Here is a 19,260-nt window from a genome sequence, read left to right as displayed (position 1 = left end):
TAAGGACACACTCCACCTGAAGTTTCGTTATGTATACGGGCTAAGAGTCCATCTTATGTAAATAAACTAGTAAACCTGACTTTTCTGCCCACTACAGACGATATATACTTATATCACCTAAGAGTAGAACTTTAGAATCAGAAATGGTTAAAATTAAAGAAATTATTATGCAACCCTTAATTCAGGATTCAAGGAGAGATTCCAAGTGAACCGTACTTTATTTTGGGACCGTGCCCGTGACAGCGATTTCGTCATGCTCTCCGCCTCCCATCTCGTTGCCCTGTCCGTCATCGCCCTGTGCTGCCTGGCGCTCTTTTGGGCCCGCTTCGCCCTGCGCAACAGGTCCGGCCTGCGGTTAGGCATACGCCTGCTGCTGATCATGTTGCTGGCTGCTTCTGAGGGAGGCCTGCATGTCTGGTATCTGTCCCATGACAGCTGGAGCCGCAGCTCCTCCCTGCCGCTGGAACTATGCGGAATTACCCTGCTTCTGTCGATCGTGATGCTGCTCACACGCAGCAGGCTGCTGTACAGCTTTCTTTATTTTGCCGGGATCGGCGGTGCATTCATCGCCCTGCTTACCCCTAATCTGGTCTATCCGTTTCCGCATTTCCGCTTCCTGCTCTTCTTCATCGCCCACGGGTCGATCATACTCGCGTCCCTGTACATGACCTGGGTCGAAGGATATAAGCCCGCCTGGCGCTCGCTGTTCTTCACCATGCTCTGCCTGAACCTTGTCGCCGCGTGTGTCTACGCCGCCAATAAGCTGCTGGATTCCAACTATATGTTCCTGATGCGCAAGCCCAGCACGTTCTCGGTACTGGACTATTTCGGCCCTTATCCCTACTATCTGCTGGTTGAAGAAGGCTTCGCCTTCGTCATCTTCCTCCTGATGTTCCTGATTTTCTTCAAGCTGCCGGAGCTGTACATGAATCGCCGCGCCGCAGCCAGCCGGAAACTTGGCAGGTAAATAGAGTGGAGCAAATCCAACTGCTATTTGTACAATTCCCCGCACGGCAAAAAGCACCCGGCTGGATTACCCAGCCGGGTGCTTCGGCGATGCCTGTGGAAGAGAAGAACCTCCCCCTATAGCGTCTACAGAATGCTAGTATTAAGCTTCTACAATTTCAACGGTCGTCATCTTGTCGCGGCCTTTGAAAGCGTCAACCAGATCCATGCCTTCAACCACTTTACCGAATACTGTGTGTACTCCGTCAAGGTGCGGCTGTGGAGCGTAAGCGATATAGAACTGGCTTCCGCCTGTGTTCTTGCCGGCATGGGCCATAGCCAGGGAGCCGCGCTCGTGCTTGTTCGGGTTGATCTCGCAGTTGATGGTGTAGCCAGGACCGCCGGTGCCTGTTCCGTTCGGGCAGCCGCCTTGTGCTACGAAGCCTGGAATCACGCGGTGGAACAACAATCCGTTGTAGAAGCCGTCTTTTGCCAGCTTCTCAAAGTTTGCTACTGTATTAGGCGCATCCTGATCGAACAAGTCGATCAGCACAACGCCGCCGTTTTCGAGTGTAATTTTCGCTTGCTTAGCCATATGTAAATGACCCCTTTCGAAATGACAAATGTAGAACACGTTTATTAGTTTACTATGAAACGGAGCACAAAGCAAAGCAAGCGGGATGTCTTCCCGCCTGCCGCTATAGCACAACCCTATAGTCTTCTTATTTCGTAACGGCTTGTTTGGCAATCCGTGCAGGCACAATATCATTGGCAACAATGTCCTGATGGGATTCGCGGCGTACAACCAGATCGCTCTGCCCGTTCTGCACGAACACCACCGCCGGACGGCGGATACGGTTGTAGTTGCTGGCCATGGAGTAATTGTAGGCACCTGTGCAGGCCACAGCCAGCAAATCACCGCTCTCCACCTTAGGCAGCTCAACGTCCCAGATCAGCATATCGCCGCTCTCGCAGCATTTGCCGGCGATGGATACCTTCTCCACGTTAGGCTCAGTCGCACGGCTTGCCAGCAGCGCTTCGTACTTGGATTCATACAGAGCCGGACGCGGATTATCTGTCATGCCGCCGTCAACAGCTACATATTTGCGCACTCCCGGAATTTCCTTGCTGGTTCCAACCGTGTACAGAGTCGTTCCGGCATCCCCTACGATACTGCGGCCCGGCTCTACCCAGATCTGCGGCAGCGAATCGTTAATGCCGGCGAAGTGGGTCTTCACTGCATCTGTGATGGCAGCGACATATTCGGACACCTGCAGCGGCGTGTCGCCGTCCACATAACGGATTCCGAAGCCTCCGCCCAGGTTGACTACAGGGAAGGAGATTCCCAGCTCTTCCTTGACGGTACGGGTGAACTCGGCAATACGTTCAACGGCAAGCTGGAAGCCCTCGGTCTCAAAAATCTGCGACCCGATATGCGAATGCACGCCGAGCAGGTTCAGATTAGCCAGGCTGTCAGCCAGGCTGACCGCTTCACGGGCCGAGCCGTTGCCGATATCGAAGCCGAATTTGGAGTCGGTCTGTCCTGTCGATGCGTAGGCATGATGGGCATGGGCCTCCACTCCAGGCGTAACGCGCAGCAGAATATTAACAGTCACTTCTCTGCGGGCGGCAATGGACTGAAGCAGACGGAGCTCCACCAGATTATCGGCGACAAAGCAGCCAATCCCTGCATCGATCGCCATCTCAATCTCATCCGGTGTCTTATTATTGCCGTGGAAATGAATGCGTTCCGCCGGGAAACCGGCTTGCAGCGCAGTATACAGCTCTCCATCGGAGACCACATCCAGCGACAGACCTTCCTCATCCGCAAGCCGGCACATCGCCATTGTCGAGAACGCCTTGCTGGCATAAGCCACCTGGAACCCGAGGCCGGAAGCTGTGAACGCCTCCATATACTCGCGGCAGCGGCGGCGGACCAATTGCTCGTCCACTATATATAGCGGTGTCCCATACTCCGCCTTCAATTCAGTTACATCACATCCGCCGATCTCCAAATGCCCTGCATCATTGATTCGGCTCGTCCCGTGTAAAAACATTGCGCAGTCCTCCAATTTCTGTGGAATCATCCGTTCCACCCTGTCTAGTATATGATTTGGGGCCCCGATGCGTTCCTGAAACAGATGCTCAGAATACAGATCCGGCTTATTGCGGGGCTGTTCAGTATATTCAGTATAACAGACAGAGGGAACACCATTGAATGGACTTTTTTGCAGTTGATTTGTATTTTCCTACGACTTGCGCGGGGCATCCTTATGCTCAGGCATCCGGGTGCTATCTCTTGTTTTGTTGAAGGATGGCCTTGTTTTGGAGCTGAGCACCGGCTGACGCAGGAGGATCTCCGCCATGGCTTTTGCATTAAATGGTATAAACGGCCACATGTAAGGAGAGTTATACGAACGGTGCGTGGTCAGCAGCACCACCAGCAGCGTCGTCCCGATCATGAAGCCGGGGATGCCGTAAGCAGCCACCGCCAGCAGCAGCGCAAGCCGGACAATCCGGTTGGCCAGCCCCAGCTCGTAGCTCGGCGTTGCAAACATCCCGATAGAGGCCACCGCCATATAGAGCACCACTTCATTGACAAACAGCCCGGTCTGTACGGCGATATCACCCACCAGAATGGCAGCGATCAGCCCCATCGCGGAGCCGAGCGGCGTCGGTGTATGCACTGCAGCCATCCGCAGCAGGTCTACCCCCAGCTCAACGATCAGGAACTGGGCAATGAGCGGGAGATTGGCAGATTTTTGCGGACCGATGAAATCAAGCATGCCGGGCTTCAGCTCCGGATGGAGAACCATCAGCATCCACAGCGGAAGCAGGAACATCGATGCAAAGATCCCGATGAAGCGGACCCAGCGGAGATAAGTCCCCATAAAAGGCGTCTGGCGGTTCTCTTCCGCATGCTGACACAGATCAAAGAACGTCGTCGGCAGCACCATCACACTCGGGGAAGTATCGACAAACACAACCACCCGGCCCTCCAGCAGATGGGAAGCGACAATATCCGGCCGTTCCGAATAACGGACCAGCGGATAGGGGTTCCAGCCGCCGCCGACAATCGCTTCCTCCAGCTGCTTGTCCGCCAGGGGAATGCCGTCGAGATTGACGCTTTTCAGCTTGTCCGTAACGGCCTGCACTTGGGTCTTATCCACGATATCATCGATGTAAGCTAAGCAGACATCTGTCCGGGTCCGCCGTCCAATCTGATGCATCTCCAGCTTCAGCCCAGGGTCGCGGATACGTCTTCTAACCAGAGCCACGTTGCTTAGCAGCGTCTCTGTGAAGCCGTCCCGCGATCCGCGGACCACCCGCTCAATCGACGGCTCATCCGGGCTGCGGGAAGGATACGAACGGGTATCCATGATAATAACCTGCGATTCCCCTTCAATGAAGATCGCGCTCATGCCGGCTAACACCTTGTTGATGCTCTCGCTGAACAGCTCGCCTTTCTCCACCTGAACATGGGGAATATATTCACTCATGAAGCTGGCGAGGACATCTGTCGATACATTTTCGGGGGTCAGATACGTCAGGCGCTTCAGAATTTCATCGATAATCGTATCCTTGGCGAAGCCGCTGATGCAGAGCAGCGCCGCACTTTTTCCGCCGAAGGACATTTCCCTGAACACAATATCGAAGGAAGAGCCCAGCCCAAGGACCTCAGTCAGTGTATTCTTCGTATCCGCCAGGGATTGCGGGATCTTGTCGTTGCCTTGCCAATAGGTAATCGACTGCTCCAGGGAGTCGGAGCGTTCATTGTCTCTTTTTTGCTGCATAGGGTCCTCAGGCTTGCTTGCAGAATCCGCTCCCTGACCGGCTTTGGCCTTCTTAGGGGCGGACTGCTTGGGCGCAGACTGCTTCGGCTGCTGGGACTGACCAGCTTCCTGACCGTCCTCCTGATCCTCAGGCTCTTCATCATCTCCAAATAATCGGGCAAAAAAGCCTTTATGGCTCTTATCCTCACTCTGTTCGCCCAGTTCGTCCGAAGCTTCCATATCCTGTGACTGGCCTCTGCCGTCTTCATGGGCTCCCTGTCCCGCGCCGGAATCCGCAGCTGAATTATCCGTTCCTGAATGATCTGTCCCTGCCTGTGCAGCTCCGGTCTGCCCGGGTGTACCCGCACCTTCGGAATCTTCTGATTCCGGGCCTGCAAAACCGGCGGATGCAGAATCCCCGGCAAAATGTGTTCCCTGCTGCGAATCGTCTGCTGCCTGGTCTCCCGCACCGGATTCCGCAGCTGCTTCCTCCGGCTGACCAGACTTGCCCAGTTCATCAGCAGCTTCCATCTCCTGAATCGGTCCATCCATATTGCCGGAGCCGTCCCCGTCCTGCTCCTCCGGCCCGGCATCGTCGCCGAACAGACTGCTGAAGAACCCTTTGATCCCTCCGCCGGACGATTCCTGATCGTCTCCGTTCTCGGATGCGGGATCATCCCCTGGACTGGCCTCATCATCTGTAGCCGCAGCATCTTTCCCGCCGACAGCCCCGCCATCTCCAGATGCAGCGTCCTTACCTCCGCTATCCTCACCTTCTCCAGTTGCAGCGTCCTTACCTCCGCTATCCTCACCTTCTCCAGATGCCGCACTCTGACCGCCACCAGCTTCTCCAAGATTCGCCGCCTGGGCTACTTCATTTCCGTCCCCGCCACTATCTGACGGAGCAGCATCCAAGCCCGATGGGCTCTCCTGCCCGCCCTCAATCGGGCGCGTCACCGCCCCCAGCTCCGCCGACGCCTCCAGCTCCTGACCCTTGCCGCTCTGGGACGCAGCCGGTTGCTCTTCCTGCTCCGGTGCCTTTTTCTCCGGCGATTTCTGCTGCGCAGAACGGTCTTTCTTTTTATCCGTCTCTACCCGATCACCGCTGTGAATATACTTCACTCCCTAGCCCCCTTTACTGTTGATAGACAAACCAGTCGAACAATGACCCTGCCACCTTGCCGCATACCATCGCCATCAAGAGACCAAGCAACAGATGGGTCATATGCAGACGTTTGGCCAGGATCGGCAGGACATTCAGCACCTCGGTCAGAGCCGCCGCCAGCATGCCGATGAATATGCCGTTGAACAGGCCGACCCCCAGCTCGATCAGCGGGCCCGCCGCCATTTTCCAGTTCCAGAAGTCACTTACCGTTCCCAATAGGGAACCGCCGACCATCGCTCCCTCATACCAGTGAACCTTGTCATAGGAGGAGGTAAGCTGCGCCAGCCGGGGGATGATGTCCAGCACTACGAATAATGCAATCACTCCTCCGCCCACCGCGATTCCCCCGGCAATCCCGAGCAGCAGATGAAGTCCGAGCGACAGCGGTGCGGTCATGCGCCCCCCTCCCGTCTGCCGGGTGCTTCGTCACTGCGGCGTTTCATTTTGCGGTACTCCTCGTTGATTACATATTGATCGATATTCTTCTGATACAGGAACATTTCTACCTCAAGGGGAGTCGGCTCCTCGTTCCATTTCTTTTTGAACAAATGATTGAAAAAAATCACCATCCCAAGTCCGATGCCCAGCGAATAGGCAATCTGAAACAGATAAGGATGCTCGTCCCTGCGTCCCGTCAGCATCTCCACAATCCGGATCTGTACCTCCAGCATGCTGACATCGGCATGGAAATTCATAATCGTCAGCGCCGAGCCGAAGAACAGCAGCAGCCAGACCAGAACGAACAGGGCTATAGAAGGTTTAGCAGCCGTAGCCGGACCTTCAATCTGTACAATGGTGCGGCCTTCGCCAATCGGCTGAATCTCCGCATCGGGGTACACATCCTGAATCCGGGGAATGACGGTCAGCAGATCAATCAGAATCAGATTGCCGTCACTCTCCTTCGGCTGAAGCACAAGCAGTGTATACAGCGGCTCCCGCCACTGCGGATCAGTGATCAGATAAGCGACATCGCGCAGCAGCACCCCCTTGCCCTTGGGCACCGTCACCCGGTTCTTAAGCTGGATATATATGGATGTAGCCGGAGAATCAGTGTTCATCTGCGGGCCTCCTTAAGCTCAGGTGTGATGCGGTCCTACGGCAAGAATAAGGGTAGTATGGGAAAAAAGGCTTATTTTTACTCTTCTCCTCCGCAATTCATCGTGAGTAAGCAGGACCACCGAAACTTTTCCTGCCTCAGGGCCGTCTATAGTTACAGTTATTTACACAGAAGGGATGGAAGGTCATATGAGAAAAGCATTGCACCACTCCTTACGGATGGTTCTCTCTGCATCGATGCTTCTGGCATTCGCTGCGCCGCTCACAGCACATGCAGCCGAGAAGATCGAGGTATACGATTCCTATACCAGCAAGAGCAGTAACGTCCAGCTGTATTCGGTGAGTCAATTGGACGGGAACCAGTTCATCAATGCCGTCATTGCCCGGCAGCCGGATGGGACCTATAGTAAATGGCCGGAGGCTTTTCAGCATTTCCGGAAGAGTGACAGCGGGAACCTGCAATTGACGGGGATGGATGATCCGGAGCAAGCCTATGTCTACGATACGCAGAGCCAGTCCATTATGCGTAAAAGCGAATACACCCTATCCCCTGACGGCCGCTGGGGTGTGCTGGAGCGTTTCCGTTACGAACGTCAGCCAGAGGGCTATATCGCGAAATTCAACGATCAGTATCTGAGAAATACCGTAACCGGCAAAGTATCCGTCTATTATTCTACTCAGCAGTATTACAATGCCCGGTGGATCAACCAGCATACGCTGCTTGAGAGCGGATATAATGAGGCTGCCAGGCAGAATGTGATCAGTACGTACGATCCGTCCACCGGGAAGCGGCAGGAGCTGCTGAAGGGGACCTTGAACAACTGGAGCTTGACGAAGGGACTGCTGCAGTATGTCAAAAACGAGCCCAAACGTCTCCCTTGGATCTATAATCTGAAGGACGGATCGTCACGCCTGGTCAAGGACACCCGCGAGCTTGAAGCCTTGTTCCCTGCTCCTCCATCTTCAAGACCGGAAGTCACATTCCCTAAGGGTATGCTGCTGAAAGACCTGCCTGTCACGGAGATGCCGATCACCTTAGCCTATGAACAGAACCTGAATCTGGACGGAAAAAGTGTGGATGTATCCACCGTATTCACTAAGGGCGGACAAGAGTGGATACCGGTGAAGCCGCTTGCCGCGGCCCTCGGCTGGAAGATCGAAGTCATGAACATTAGCGCAACCGGCGACCCTTCCGCTGCTTATATCTACAAAGTTACAAACGGCAGCAATCACGCAGTCCTCGCCCCTGTGAACAGCTTCAATTCGGCAAGCAGGCTGTACATCGCACCAGCGCAGCTTAAGGAGCTTGGGTACAAGAGCATCAAGGTCACTCCATATGTGAAATAAAATCACTCCAGCGGCGGCAGCCTTCCCCTGCTTCTGCTATAAGGCAAAGAGGATGTTCCCGGACGGCGCGGCCGTGTAGGAACATCCTCTTTGACTATGATGCGCTGGGTCCTGGGGTATGTCCCCTCAGACTGTAGCGCTATGAAGTTAATTCTGTTTGGCCGGCTGCAGCTGATCCCGCTGCTGACTGGAGATGAAGAACAGTGCCGTCCAGATCAGCGCGAAGCCGACAATCTGCGGCAGGGTTACAAGCTGCTGATAGACCACCCAGTTAATCAGAATACCGGTCATCGGGAAGCTGAGTTCGGCCAGGGTTGCTACCGAAGCTTTGGTCGTATTCAGTCCCTTGTAGTAGAGCAGCATGCTGAGCAGTCCGGGCAGCAGCGCCTGCAGCAGCAGGTTAATGGCAACTGCCGCCGAGCCGCTGACTCCGCCGCTCATCTGCCACGGGGCGCCTTCCATACTTGTAATGACGAACAGCAGCGGAAGCGCCAGAATGAAGCGCAGTGAGGTTACTGTCTCATATTTCATTGAGCCCAGCAGATAACGGCCCATGACTGTAGAGCCGCCCCACAAAGCAGCAGCGCCCAGCGCCATCAGGCTTCCTACGCCCATGAAGCTGTTCACATGGCCGAAGGGAATCGTCCAGCCGAAGGTCAGCAGGTACGTCCCGGCCAGCGCAACAATAAGCAGCGGTGCGAAATTGCGGGGCAGGCGTTCTTTTAGAATAACAGCGGCAAGACCAATGGCGAACAAGGGCTGAAGCTTCTGGAGCAGCAGCACGGCATTGAAGTCTCCGCTGGATAAGGCCTTGGTGAACAGAATGGTTGCTACAGCTGAGCCGCCCCACGATACCACGAGCAGCGCTGCGGCCTGGCGCAGACGGACACCCTTCAGCTCTGCGCGATTGCGCCACATTACCGGAGCGGCAACCAGGAAGAGCACAACATGCTCAAGAAGTACAATCTGGGATGAAGTCAGGGATTTCAGCAGGATAATGCGGAACAGCGGGTCAACTCCCCATAAGGCCGCCCCCAGAACCACCAGCCAGAATCCGCTGCGCACCGGTGCGGTACGCACGCCTTGGGATGAAGCAGATACATTACTCATCTTTCATTCTCCTTGTCGATACAAACCCTCGATAGAGACCAAAAACCCCCGTGAGTCCTGAGAACAGGACAAACATCGGGGGCGTTATCAATAAAGACATACGGAATAGACCCGCCTGCCTTTATCTTATGATCCTCTCCCATCCGGACTTTACCGTCGGCTCTGGATTGTCACCAGATCAGTCGCTTCCTCTTGTGATAGAGTAACGAGTCGCGGGCTTAGCTCTCTCGAACATCACCGCCGGTCAGGAATTTCACCTTACCCCGAGAATCTTGTATTCTGTTATTATTTTCACAATCCCAGAATACCTCTGATTCTTCATTTCGTCCAGCTTTTTATGAAAATAATCATTATATTTCATTCAATAATCATCAAAACAATCATTCTGCCAACCAAATCTGCGTGCCGCATCCAGGTTCTGGTTCGTTTGGCAGAAACGGCGGCTTGCGATACACTATAGTATGAGCATTAATCATACCCATTATAGAGATTTTTTTGGAGGTCATCATGAAAAGAAGCTTTCCGACCAATCTGCTGTATTCCATCTTTGCTCTGGCCGGCATTGCCATTAGCGGCTTTATTACTTACTTTATTGTCTCTTTTACCGGAGGGATGCTGTTCTATGGCCCACTTGTCCTGGTCGTTGCATCAGGGCTGGCTGTATTCTCCATACTCAGCATCTTCGGCTTGTTCAGCAGGAAGCTGCGCCGGATGCTCCTGGCTGCTTTTGCCGGAATCTGTGTGCTGGCAGCCGCAGGCCATGAGATCAGGCAATCGTATGTGAACAGCCTTGCGGAAGTGAGGGAGCCTGAAGTGGACTTGTACCAATATGCCCCCTTTGAGGCGAATACCAAAGTTGCCTCTCTTGAGCATAAGGCGTCCTATCAGCTTACGGAGCAACTGCCCCGTTTGGATGGTGCAACCGCGCTGTATCCGCTGTATTCTGCTTTTGCCCAGGCGGTGTATCCGCAAGATACCTATAACTCCAGCATTGAGCTGACCGGAAATGATCTCGTTCTGTGCACCAGCACTTCCGAGGCTTACAGGCGGTTGATCGCCGGAAACGCTGATATTATCTTCGCTGCAGCCCCTTCGCTGGCCCAGACGAAGCAGGCGAAGCTGGCAGGCCGTGAACTGAAGCTCACCCCGATCGGGCGCGAAGCATTCGTCTTCTTCGTCAACAAGCGCAATCCGGTGGACAGCTTAACGATAGAGCAGATTAAGGACATCTATTCCGGCACGGTCACGAACTGGTCGGAGGTTGGCGGCAAGAAGGCGTCTATCCGTGCTTTTCAGCGGGCAGAGAACAGCGGCAGCCAGACCAAGCTGCAAAAAATCATGGAGGACCGCCAGCTGATGGCTCCCCCGAAGGAGAATGTCGCTGATGTGATGAGCGGGATTATCAGCCTGACCGCCAGCTACCGCAACTTCAATAACGCGCTCGGCTTCAGCTTCCTGTTCTACGCCTCACAGATGAATGCCAGCGATGAGATTAAGCTGCTGGCCATCGATCAGGTGCCACCCTCCAAGGAGACCATCCGCAGCGGCGAATACCCGCTCACCGTGGAATTCTACGCCGTAACGGCCGGCAGCACCAACCCGAACATCGAGCCGTTCCTGGACTGGATTCTGTCCGCCGAAGGCCAGGAACTGGTTGAGAAGACCGGGTATACGCCAGTTAAATAAGCAGCGGCACCAGCATCCTTTACGGGGGAAGGATGCTGGTGCCTGCGCTTGCCTATTGTATTCGGTTTTCCGCATACATCCGGCCGCACGCCGCTGCGCTCACCCATTGTAATCGGTTTTTCGATTACATTTGGTCCACACGCCCCGCGCCTGCCCATTGTAATCGGTATTTCGATTACATTTGGTCCACGCGCCCCGCGCCTGCCCATTGTAATCGGTTTTTCGATTACATCCGGCCCGCCATCGCCGCGCCTGCCCATTGTAATCGGTTTTTCGATTACATTTGGTCCACACGCCCCGCGCCTGCCCATTGTGTCCGGATTTCCACTTACATTCCGGCCCGCACACAGACAGCAGCCCTCCCGGAGGTCTTCCTCCGGCGAGGGCTGCTGTCTGTAAACTTATCCCTTATAATACTCAAAAATCCGTCTGCGCTTCTCCCCGTCGGGGTCGCTCACCACGCGCGAGGACTGGTCAAATATCATGGTTGCCCGCGTCTGCGGTGTATACTGCGGCCAATCCAGTCCCGGCGCTGCCGGATCTCCACCATGGGCGAAGGCTGTCCAGGCGGTCTGCATTGCCTCCGCCACTGCCTCCATGTCAGGCGTCACGTTCAGGCCATACTGCTTCAGCAGCGGGAGATTGTTGAAGACATACAGAATCTCCGCTCCGTGAATGGCCTTCTCCAGCAGCGGATGCCCGGGCACCGTCCAGTCGAAGCGGTACATCCAGACGGGGGCATGTCCCTGCTGCTTCTCCGCGAACGAAATCGAGCTGGCCCAGAAGAACAGGTCGGTCAGCACCTCCGCCTGTCCTTCCCAGGTATGGCTGTAATCCGAGGTCAGCTCGGAGAGGTCGTCCACTCCCATCAGCTGCTCCAGCGCTTTGAGCGATTGCTCGAAATTATCGGCCTTCTGCCCCTCGCGGAAGAACAGATTGCCTTCGTGCAGATTCGTTCCGATCAGCACGGGAATGCCGCTGGCGGCTCCAGCCGCAATGGCCTGTACCGGCTCAACCGGCAGGGTTCCCGGCTCAACGACCGGCTGGAAGAACATATTCATCGAGTCTCCGGACAGCTTGTACGCCATCCGGCCTGCGGCTTCCATAATCTCTCCGGGCGGGAGCTTATGCAACAGCTGTGTACCGCTGCCGGGCTGAAGGCCCAGCTCGGCTAGCAATGCGGCGGCAATCTGCCCGCCCTGCTCCCCATTCAGCGTCTGCGCCGCCCCGCTCTCCATAATGGCCCGGGCGAACAGTCCCTTCGCCGCAGGCATCGCCAGCAGCGCGGCAATGCTCATGCTTCCTGCCGATTCACCGAAGACCGTGACCCGCGCCGGATCACCGCCGAATGCAGCGATATTCTGCTGCACCCATTCCAGGGCAGCAATCTGATCCAGGAGGCCCAGGTTGCTGCCCAGCCCTCCGCCCAGCGGAGAGAGATGCAGGAACCCGAGCGGACCCAGCCGGTAATTCACGGTAACTACGACGACGTTCCCGGAGACGGCCATATTGCTGCCCTCGAACATCGGCTGGCTGCCTGCGCCGGTAACGAAGGTGCCGCCGTGAATCCACACCATCACCGGCAGCGCCCCGGTCTCCTCCGCTGCCGCCGGGGACCAGACATTCAGATATAGACAATCTTCATCGTAGACCGGGGTGGTCCCACCGAACCGCGTCCCGCTGGTGCTGACCGGCTGCAGGCTGACCGGTCCGAACTTGATGGCCTCCCGTACGCCACTCCATGACTCCGGCGGCTGCGGTGCCCGGAAGCGCAGCTCTCCGAGCGGCGGAGCAGCGAACGGGATGCCGCGCCACACGTTCACGCCGTTTCCCGCTTCTCCCTTCAGTTGCCCATAAGCTGTATTCACCAGTTGTCCTGACATTGCACTCATTCCTTTTCGCTTTATTCCTCAGTCTTTTCTTCAATGACTCTGTAGAGCCCGGAGCGGAAGCGGAACCACTGGAAGATATGGGTCATTACCACTTTAAGCACGGCGTAGCCCGGAACCGCCAGTATGATACCGAGTACACCGAACATTTTTCCGGCAAAAATAATCACAAAAATAATCGTAATCGGGTGAATCCTAAGCGATTTCCCCATAATCTGCGGCGAGATGAACTTCCCTTCGATCAGTTGAACTGCGGTCCAGACAATGACCATCTTCAGCAGCATGAACGGTGAGGTAACCATCGCCACGATCAGCGCAGGGGTAATCGCAATGGCCGGCCCCAGATAAGGAACTACAGCCGTACAAGCGGCAACGATCGCCAGAACCAGCGAATACTCCAGCCCGATAATCAGGTACCCGATATAGAGCAGTGCTCCGATGCAACAGCTGACAATAATCTGGCCGCGGATATACGATGCGATCTGATTGTTCATTTCCTGCATCACCATCCGGGACTGCGGCCGCAGTGCGGTAGGGATGAGTCTCATGAGATAGTCGGGCAATCTTTTGCCGTCGCGCAGGAGATAGAAAAGAATGAAAGGTGTAGTCACTACAGCCAGCACAATTTCGGTCAGGGTTCCAACGAAGCTGCCTACGCCGCTGACGGCATTATTCAGGAAGGTTGTGGCCCAGGTCGTCACCTTGCTGGTGATATCACTAAGGTCCGTGCCTACGCTCGACTGAATCTTATTGAACAGTTCACTGCCGGTAAGCTGGAGGAATTCCTCCTGGATCTGCTCACTGTAGACGGGGAAGTTGTCAATCAGGCCCATAAGCTGGGTGCGGATGATCGGGATGACCATAAGCAGAACCAGGGTAATGATCCCCATGATGATCAGATACAGAATGACAATGCCATACGCCCGCTTCACCCGGCTTCTCTTCTCCAGACGGTCCACCAGCGGATTCAACAGATAATAGGCGATCCCTGAGAGCAGCAGCGGCGCTGCCACCGTATGCAGAAGCACAGACAGCGGCTTGAACACAAACGGAATCTTTGAGAATACGAGTATCGTTAAGCCCACCAGCAGCGCAATCAGCAGACCCACCACAAACTTGTTGTTCAGAAAAAACTTCTTGAATTTATCCGGCCATACCTGCCGTCTATCCATATCCTGCCGCCCCCTAGCTGCAACTCTTACCTGTTAAGTGTGATTATTTGCACTATGTATAAGCATAGTAACCCTGTGGCTGCAAGTCAAATCAGGGACAATCAACGCAAATAGCAGCCATTGTTAATATCAAAGGTGGCTCCTGTATAAGCTCTGGCTCTGCTGCTCAGCATAAAAATCACCGTATCGGCCACATCCTCGGCCAGCAGCGGTTCAGGATTTAACTGGTGTTCCCGGTATTCCTGCTGCCTCCAGGCGGGGATATGTCCCATCATCGGGGTGTCCGCCATGGTCGGAGCCACTGCATTCACGCGGATCAAAGGGGCAAAATTCATTGCGCAGCTCTTGGTCAAGCCAAGAATAGCAGCCTTCGTTAGACCGTATACTGCATCGGAGCTGCCTTCCTGGCCGGAGACTGATGACATGTTGACGATGACGCCCTTTTGCTTCTGCTCCAGCAGCATGCGTCCGAAGGCCTGGGAGAAGTAGACATACCCTTTGATATTGATATCCATCACCCGGTTGATCTCCTCCGGTGTATACTCCAGCAGGCTGCGGCCCAGATAGATCCCTGCATTGTTGACCAGCCCGCTCACATCGGCATGCTCTTGCTGAAGGGCTGAGAAGAAGTGCTCCACCCCGCTGTAATCGGCGACATCCAGCCGGTAAGTGTAGAGCTTATCCGAAGCGGCTTCGTGCTTCAACTCCTCCAGACGGGGACCATCCAGGTCACAACCAATGACTTCAGCTCCCGCCCCCAGACTATGTCTGACAATGGCCTTACCAATACCTGAAGCAGCACCGGTCACTATTATTTTCATTCCTTGCAGCATCCTTTGACATTCCTCCTTGTAATAGACTTAATAATTACAACCTTACTGAAAGCGCAAATCAACAATGCTTCCGGTCCGCTTGAAACCCACCGACTGATAGACCTTATTGGAATCGGGATTCGCCGCATCGGCGTAGAGCATGGGCGTCACGCCCTGTGTGCTGAGCAGCTCAGCACATAGGGCAGCTACAGCCGCACTCGCATACCCGTGCTTGCGGAACTCACGCGGAGTGAACACTTCATTAATCCGCGCTTGCCTGGCAGACTGATGGGCCAGATTAACCATGGACACCGGCTGTTCCCGGTCGATCCATAGACGGAGCTTGCCCGAATCCGTAACCGCCGCGGCATAGTCCAGATGATCCTCCGCTGCACTCTCCGTACCGAAGCAATCCTGCACGAATCCGGCTAAGTACCCGGCGATGAGCGGGATATCACCTGGCCCCGCCTGCTGCAGCTTGCCGCTGACACCATGCGGCAGCTGCACCTCCGGGCAGTGATAGGCTTCCATCATCATCCGTACGTAGTGAGACTTACCGGTAAGTTTGCTGTACGCATCGGCGAACAGCTTCCCCGTCTCCGGCGTTCCGTTAACCCCCGGCAATTCGCGGTCCTCCAGCATTTCCGCCAGCTCCCGGACAAGGGAACGGCGCCTCTCTTCAGCCAGCTCTGGTGATAACCACAACCACGAGTTACGCCCGGCGACATGGGCGAAGATCAGATCATTCTCCTCTGTCCTGATCCGCAGTGCTTCCTCGTTCTCGACAATCAAATGGATGAGATTATATTCCACCTCTTCCTGCATGAACAGCCTGCTGTGCAGCACATCATCCCCCGGCCCGAAGCTTACAAACATCCCGCTTCCCCCTCTTAGACTTTTCTATCTATTGTAAAGCCCTCTTTGGAAAAAATAAACAGCCCTTAGCCGGAGAATTCCAGCGGCGGGCTGCACTGATCACTATATTATCATTTCTTCTTCTTACCTTTGGCACCCTTGGGAGTAGCGGCCTTGAAGCCTTCTTCATACGTATAGAGCAGATTCTCTTCGAGCTGTTCTCCCTTCAGCACCTTGCGCACCAGGCTTTTGGCAGATTTAGGGGTGATATCCCTATACCATACGCCTTCCGGGTAAGAGATCACGACACAGGCATCCGAGCATCTTCCGTTGCAGCGGGTTACTGTTGTATGTATCAGCGCATCTGCCCCTTGCTTCGTAATCTCATCCTCAATCGCTTCCGCTACCTCTTCACCCTTATGCTTCTTGCAGTCACTTCCGTTACAGATCAGCAAATGGCTGACCGTTCCTTGCAGATTCCAGGTTGTCATGGCCTTCTTCGCCCCCTCTAATACAACTATACCCTGCTTGTCTCTGACCCTAAACTTTACCTTCCGATTCGAGGATCGTCAATAGCAGGAAAGACTGTTATACTATTACTGAGAATGATTATCATCTAAGAAAAGAGTGACTCGAAACATGCAGACGCGAAATGCCGGCAGTTCATTGCCTACTCCTCATAGCTTTTATATCCCGGTACATGTAACGGCACTGAATCAAGCCTCCTTTAACCGGGAAAATCCCATTTCCCCCTTCACCTCATTCCTGGTAGTTCTCACCGGCGGAAGCGGAGTCATCGAGCGAAATGGAGAACGTATCCGTCTATCCGGCGGACATACCTTGTGCAGTGACAGTCCGGTGGATATCAGGCTGCCCCGCAGCCATAAGCTGCAGGGTGTGTGGATCGAATATGCGGTGATCTCCGGCAACAGCCGGCCCTTCAGCCCGCTGAACCATGATCTGCCGGTCCGAAGCTGCCCTCCCCAGGTAAGCACGCTTGCTGTGCAGCTTCTTAGCAGCTGGAACCAGCCGGAGCAGCGCACGCCATTTGCCTTACAAGCTCTGTTCACCGAGCTGCTCACTGAGCTGCATAAAAGTGCTGCCGAGTACAAAGAACCGCAGGCTCAGTGGATTGACCGTGTACTACATCATATAGAGTCTAATTATAATGAAGATTTGACGAGAGAACAGGCTGCCGGACTTGCCGGAGTGACCCCGGAGCATTTCTCCCGTGCCTTCCGCAGATTCACCGGGCAGACCTTCAATCAATATATAACGCTGCTGCGCATCCGTAAGGCCCAGCAGCGTATCCTTACAGGAGCCCCGAATCTGAGTACGCTGGCGCTTGAGGTTGGTTATAGCGAAGGAACCTATTTGAGCCGCAAATTCAAGCAGGTTGTAGGGATTTCTCCTTCAGCCTATCACCGTAAGAGCAAATCCGTAGTCTCGCTGAACTTCAATCATACGGCCAGCCTCCATGCGCTCGAAGTCGTTCCCCGGCTGGGAGTCTATTCGTCCTGGATGGAGAACATGCAGCCCGTTCCCTCCAGGAAGCTGCCGGATGAAGGAATCGGCTCCGCAGGTCTATACGAACGTCTATCGTCAGCCCGGCCGGATGTCATTATCAGCTACTCCTTGCCTGACAAGAGCAAGCAGCTCCTGTCCGTCGCACCGGTGATTGAGATTCCCTTCATGCAAATGGACTGGCGGGAGCAATTCCGGCTGATTGCCGAGGTGACCGGACGTCAGCCTCAGGCAGAGGCCTGGTTAAGCCTCTATGACTGGCATTGTTACCAGGCTAATCAGCTGCTGGACCGGCGGATCGGTGACCGTGGAACCGCCATGGTCCTGGAGCTTGGCGCAGAGACGGCCTACTGCTTCAGCAGCAGCTACGGGCGCGGGACGCAGATTCTGTATCATGATCTTGGCTTCCGCCCGCCGCTTGGCCTCGTTGCCGAGGGACTGCTGGATAAGGGCTATCTGGAGATTGCCTTCCATAACATCGCCCGCTACCCCGCTGACCATATCTTCATTACCTCTAGCAGGGAGGCTGCTGAAGCGCTGGAGCCGCTGCAGAGCTTGCTTCACCCTGTACAGCAATATCATATCGATGACTCTCCTCCAGGCGGAAGAATCTATTACCTGAATCAGCCTGGCATGTTCTACGGATTCGACCCGCTCTCCTCCGAGGCTCAGCTGAAGGTCCTGGTGCAGGCGCTGACATCATAAATTTACATAGCCGGACATCACATTCAGCCATAGTCTAATCATAGCAAACTCTGTAAAGTGTTATTGAGAATGATAATCGTTCTACATTAAGGAGGCTGCATCTTGAAAATCCCGTATTTACGTTCTCGCCGCATTCACCCGAAAGCTTGGATAGTCCTGTCTTTGCTTCTGGCATTGACTCTTATCGTCTCGGCTTGTGGGAACAACTCTTCTAATAGCAGCAATGGTGCTGCTTCAGCTAAGGCTACCGGAACACCCGCTTCCTCCACTCAGCCAGAGAAGGCTGCTGCAACCGCAGCTCCCGCCTTCCATACTGTGACAACTGTGAATGGAGATATTGAGGTGCCGGCAGCACCGAAGCGGATTGTTGCCGAGGAATATCTGGGCAGCTTAATTGCCCTGGATACGATACCGGTCGGTGCGCCCGGGCTTACACTGGAGAATATGTACTTCAAAGAATTCCTCACAGGAGTCGCAGATACCGGCACATACGGTAAAATGTCACCGGAGAATATCATCGCGCTGAATCCCGACTTGATTATCTCCGGCAATGCAGACAGCTATGCGGCGCTCAGTCAGATTGCCCCAACGGTCATTGTGCCATATGGCGATTTGAAGAATGCGCATGAAGAGCTGACCTATTTTGGTAAGCTGCTGGGCAAGGAGCAGGAAGCGGCGGCCTGGCTGGCTGATTACGATAAGCGTATTGCTGACGCCAAGGCCCGTGTGGATGCAGCCATTCCTGCCGGGGCCACCTTCAGTATTCTAGAGCATGCAGACAAATCCACCTGGGTCTATGGGGATAACTTCGGACGCGGAGGACAGCCTATTTATCAGTCGCTGGGGCGCAAGCCGCCGGCTGGAGTGGCTGCTGAAATTATGGAGAAGCAATGGGCAGAATTATCCGCTGAGACCCTGGCTAAATATGCGGGTGATTATCTGGTCATCACTGACAATACATGGACTGCTCAAGACTTCCAGGCAGACCCGATCTGGGGCAGCCTGCCGGCAGTCAAGAACGGGAAGATCTACGTATGGAAAGAAGAGCGCTCCTGGTACTATGATCCGATTGCCGTTCTGGCCCAGACGGAGGAGCTGGCCGATTGGCTGACCGGGGCACAACAATAATGGAGTCATGAACAAGCTGCCCGGAGCCTTCAATGGCTTCCGGCAGCTTTTCGCGTTTACCCTATCCATTACTCGGAGATAATAGCTGTAGCC

General features: G+C 54.8%; 17 protein-coding genes and 1 riboswitch. Of the genes, 5 read left to right on the top strand and 12 right to left on the bottom strand.

Features of this window, described 5'->3' with window-relative positions; genetic code table 11:
- The first annotated feature begins 205 nt into the window (after window positions 1-205).
- Entirely contained in the window at window positions 206-967 is a 762-nt protein-coding gene (locus MKY96_RS07805) for a YwaF family protein (protein ID WP_340939592.1), read from the top strand.
- 141 nt (window positions 968-1,108) lie between these two features.
- On the opposite strand, the gene MKY96_RS07800 is transcribed toward MKY96_RS07805, so the two are convergent.
- From MKY96_RS07800 to MKY96_RS07780, 5 genes are all read right to left on the bottom strand, one after another.
- Window positions 1,109-1,540, bottom strand: coding sequence for a peptidylprolyl isomerase (locus MKY96_RS07800; RefSeq protein WP_036727386.1), 432 nt, complete (start codon window positions 1,538-1,540; stop codon window positions 1,109-1,111).
- Window positions 1,541-1,667: 127 nt separating this feature from the next.
- Window positions 1,668-3,002 carry a diaminopimelate decarboxylase gene (gene lysA / locus MKY96_RS07795; RefSeq protein ID WP_209870088.1) on the bottom strand — a complete coding sequence of 445 codons (1,335 nt, stop codon included), beginning with the start codon at window positions 3,000-3,002 and terminating at the stop codon, window positions 1,668-1,670.
- Window positions 3,003-3,194: 192 nt separating this feature from the next.
- Complete coding sequence (locus MKY96_RS07790) at window positions 3,195-4,958, bottom strand: spore germination protein (RefSeq protein WP_445671477.1); 1,764 nt, start codon at window positions 4,956-4,958, stop codon at window positions 3,195-3,197.
- An 895-nt stretch (window positions 4,959-5,853) separates the two neighbouring features.
- A complete protein-coding gene (locus tag MKY96_RS07785; RefSeq protein ID WP_339249408.1) occupies window positions 5,854-6,279 on the bottom strand; it encodes a stage V sporulation protein AB in 426 nt (141 codons plus the stop codon).
- The gene (locus tag MKY96_RS07780; protein ID WP_340939590.1) at window positions 6,276-6,941 is read right to left on the bottom strand and encodes a stage V sporulation protein AA; all 666 of its coding nucleotides are present in this window, start codon (window positions 6,939-6,941) and stop codon (window positions 6,276-6,278) included. The genes MKY96_RS07785 and MKY96_RS07780 overlap by 4 nt, the downstream gene beginning before the upstream one ends.
- A 187-nt stretch (window positions 6,942-7,128) precedes the next feature.
- Here MKY96_RS07780 and MKY96_RS07775 point away from each other — a divergent pair, with 187 nt between their 5' ends.
- Entirely contained in the window at window positions 7,129-8,286 is a 1,158-nt protein-coding gene (locus MKY96_RS07775) for a hypothetical protein (protein WP_340939589.1), read from the top strand.
- A gap of 147 nt (window positions 8,287-8,433) precedes the next feature.
- On the opposite strand, the gene MKY96_RS07770 is transcribed toward MKY96_RS07775, so the two are convergent.
- On the bottom strand, window positions 8,434-9,396 hold the full coding sequence (locus MKY96_RS07770) for a DMT family transporter (protein WP_036727422.1): 963 nt from the start codon (window positions 9,394-9,396) through the stop codon (window positions 8,434-8,436).
- A gap of 127 nt (window positions 9,397-9,523) precedes the next feature.
- Window positions 9,524-9,671: riboswitch (FMN riboswitch) on the bottom strand.
- Between the two features lie 232 nt (window positions 9,672-9,903).
- On the opposite strand from MKY96_RS07770, the gene MKY96_RS07765 reads away from it, so the two are divergent.
- Window positions 9,904-11,082 carry a PstS family phosphate ABC transporter substrate-binding protein gene (locus tag MKY96_RS07765; RefSeq protein ID WP_340939588.1) on the top strand — a complete coding sequence of 393 codons (1,179 nt, stop codon included), beginning with the start codon at window positions 9,904-9,906 and terminating at the stop codon, window positions 11,080-11,082.
- On the opposite strand, the gene MKY96_RS07760 is transcribed toward MKY96_RS07765, so the two are convergent.
- The 6 genes from MKY96_RS07760 to MKY96_RS07735 all read right to left on the bottom strand — a co-directional run bounded on the left by MKY96_RS07760 (window position 10,968) and on the right by MKY96_RS07735 (window position 16,301).
- Window positions 10,968-11,393 carry a hypothetical protein gene (locus MKY96_RS07760; protein WP_340939585.1) on the bottom strand — a complete coding sequence of 142 codons (426 nt, stop codon included), beginning with the start codon at window positions 11,391-11,393 and terminating at the stop codon, window positions 10,968-10,970. The two genes, MKY96_RS07765 and MKY96_RS07760, sit on opposite strands and share 115 nt — an antisense overlap.
- Window positions 11,394-11,483: 90 nt before the next feature.
- Complete coding sequence (locus MKY96_RS07755; RefSeq protein ID WP_340939584.1) at window positions 11,484-12,965, bottom strand: carboxylesterase/lipase family protein; 1,482 nt, start codon at window positions 12,963-12,965, stop codon at window positions 11,484-11,486.
- Window positions 12,966-12,985: 20 nt separating this feature from the next.
- Window positions 12,986-14,143, bottom strand: a complete 1,158-nt coding sequence (locus MKY96_RS07750; protein ID WP_036727430.1) for an AI-2E family transporter — start codon at window positions 14,141-14,143, stop codon at window positions 12,986-12,988.
- A gap of 101 nt (window positions 14,144-14,244) precedes the next feature.
- Entirely contained in the window at window positions 14,245-14,976 is a 732-nt protein-coding gene (locus MKY96_RS07745; protein WP_340939582.1) for an SDR family NAD(P)-dependent oxidoreductase, read from the bottom strand.
- Window positions 14,977-15,018: 42 nt separating this feature from the next.
- Window positions 15,019-15,831 carry a GNAT family N-acetyltransferase gene (locus MKY96_RS07740; protein WP_340939581.1) on the bottom strand — a complete coding sequence of 271 codons (813 nt, stop codon included), beginning with the start codon at window positions 15,829-15,831 and terminating at the stop codon, window positions 15,019-15,021.
- A 110-nt stretch (window positions 15,832-15,941) separates the two neighbouring features.
- Window positions 15,942-16,301, bottom strand: coding sequence for a (2Fe-2S) ferredoxin domain-containing protein (locus MKY96_RS07735; protein WP_340939579.1), 360 nt, complete (start codon window positions 16,299-16,301; stop codon window positions 15,942-15,944).
- A 148-nt stretch (window positions 16,302-16,449) separates the two neighbouring features.
- Here MKY96_RS07735 and MKY96_RS07730 point away from each other — a divergent pair, with 148 nt between their 5' ends.
- Together MKY96_RS07730 and MKY96_RS07725 are read left to right on the top strand one after the other, a co-directional pair.
- The gene (locus tag MKY96_RS07730) at window positions 16,450-18,039 is read left to right on the top strand and encodes an AraC family transcriptional regulator (protein WP_340939578.1); all 1,590 of its coding nucleotides are present in this window, start codon (window positions 16,450-16,452) and stop codon (window positions 18,037-18,039) included.
- 315 nt (window positions 18,040-18,354) lie between these two features.
- The gene (locus MKY96_RS07725) at window positions 18,355-19,167 is read left to right on the top strand and encodes an ABC transporter substrate-binding protein (RefSeq protein WP_340939576.1); all 813 of its coding nucleotides are present in this window, start codon (window positions 18,355-18,357) and stop codon (window positions 19,165-19,167) included.
- Window positions 19,168-19,260: the final 93 nt, after the last annotated feature.

This window comes from Paenibacillus sp. FSL R7-0302 (genome assembly GCF_038006885.1).
In the GTDB taxonomy this organism is placed as follows: domain Bacteria; phylum Bacillota; class Bacilli; order Paenibacillales; family Paenibacillaceae; genus Paenibacillus_AQ.
The sequence above is the reverse complement of the archived record's forward strand: the minus strand, read 5'-3'. Positions and strand labels throughout refer to the sequence as shown.

Bases quoted from the DNA above. Each gene is read 5' to 3' on its own strand.
- MKY96_RS07800 (WP_036727386.1), bottom strand. From the start codon at position 1,540: ATGGCTAAGCAAGCGAAAATTACACTCGAAAACGGCGGCGTTGTGCTG.
- lysA (WP_209870088.1), bottom strand. From the start codon at position 3,002: ATGTTTTTACACGGGACGAGCCGAATCAATGATGCAGGGCATTTGGAG.
- MKY96_RS07790 (WP_445671477.1), bottom strand. From the start codon at position 4,958: ATGGAAGCTTCGGACGAACTGGGCGAACAGAGTGAGGATAAGAGCCAT.
- MKY96_RS07785 (WP_339249408.1), bottom strand. From the start codon at position 6,279: ATGACCGCACCGCTGTCGCTCGGACTTCATCTGCTGCTCGGGATTGCC.
- MKY96_RS07780 (WP_340939590.1), bottom strand. From the start codon at position 6,941: ATGAACACTGATTCTCCGGCTACATCCATATATATCCAGCTTAAGAAC.
- MKY96_RS07775 (WP_340939589.1), top strand. From the start codon at position 7,129: ATGAGAAAAGCATTGCACCACTCCTTACGGATGGTTCTCTCTGCATCG.
- MKY96_RS07770 (WP_036727422.1), bottom strand. From the start codon at position 9,396: ATGAGTAATGTATCTGCTTCATCCCAAGGCGTGCGTACCGCACCGGTG.
- MKY96_RS07765 (WP_340939588.1), top strand. From the start codon at position 9,904: ATGAAAAGAAGCTTTCCGACCAATCTGCTGTATTCCATCTTTGCTCTG.
- MKY96_RS07760 (WP_340939585.1), bottom strand. From the start codon at position 11,393: ATGGGCAGGCGCGGGGCGTGTGGACCAAATGTAATCGAAAAACCGATT.
- MKY96_RS07755 (WP_340939584.1), bottom strand. From the start codon at position 12,965: ATGTCAGGACAACTGGTGAATACAGCTTATGGGCAACTGAAGGGAGAA.
- MKY96_RS07750 (WP_036727430.1), bottom strand. From the start codon at position 14,143: ATGGATAGACGGCAGGTATGGCCGGATAAATTCAAGAAGTTTTTTCTG.
- MKY96_RS07745 (WP_340939582.1), bottom strand. From the start codon at position 14,976: ATGCTGCAAGGAATGAAAATAATAGTGACCGGTGCTGCTTCAGGTATT.
- MKY96_RS07740 (WP_340939581.1), bottom strand. From the start codon at position 15,831: ATGTTTGTAAGCTTCGGGCCGGGGGATGATGTGCTGCACAGCAGGCTG.
- MKY96_RS07735 (WP_340939579.1), bottom strand. From the start codon at position 16,301: ATGACAACCTGGAATCTGCAAGGAACGGTCAGCCATTTGCTGATCTGT.
- MKY96_RS07730 (WP_340939578.1), top strand. From the start codon at position 16,450: ATGCAGACGCGAAATGCCGGCAGTTCATTGCCTACTCCTCATAGCTTT.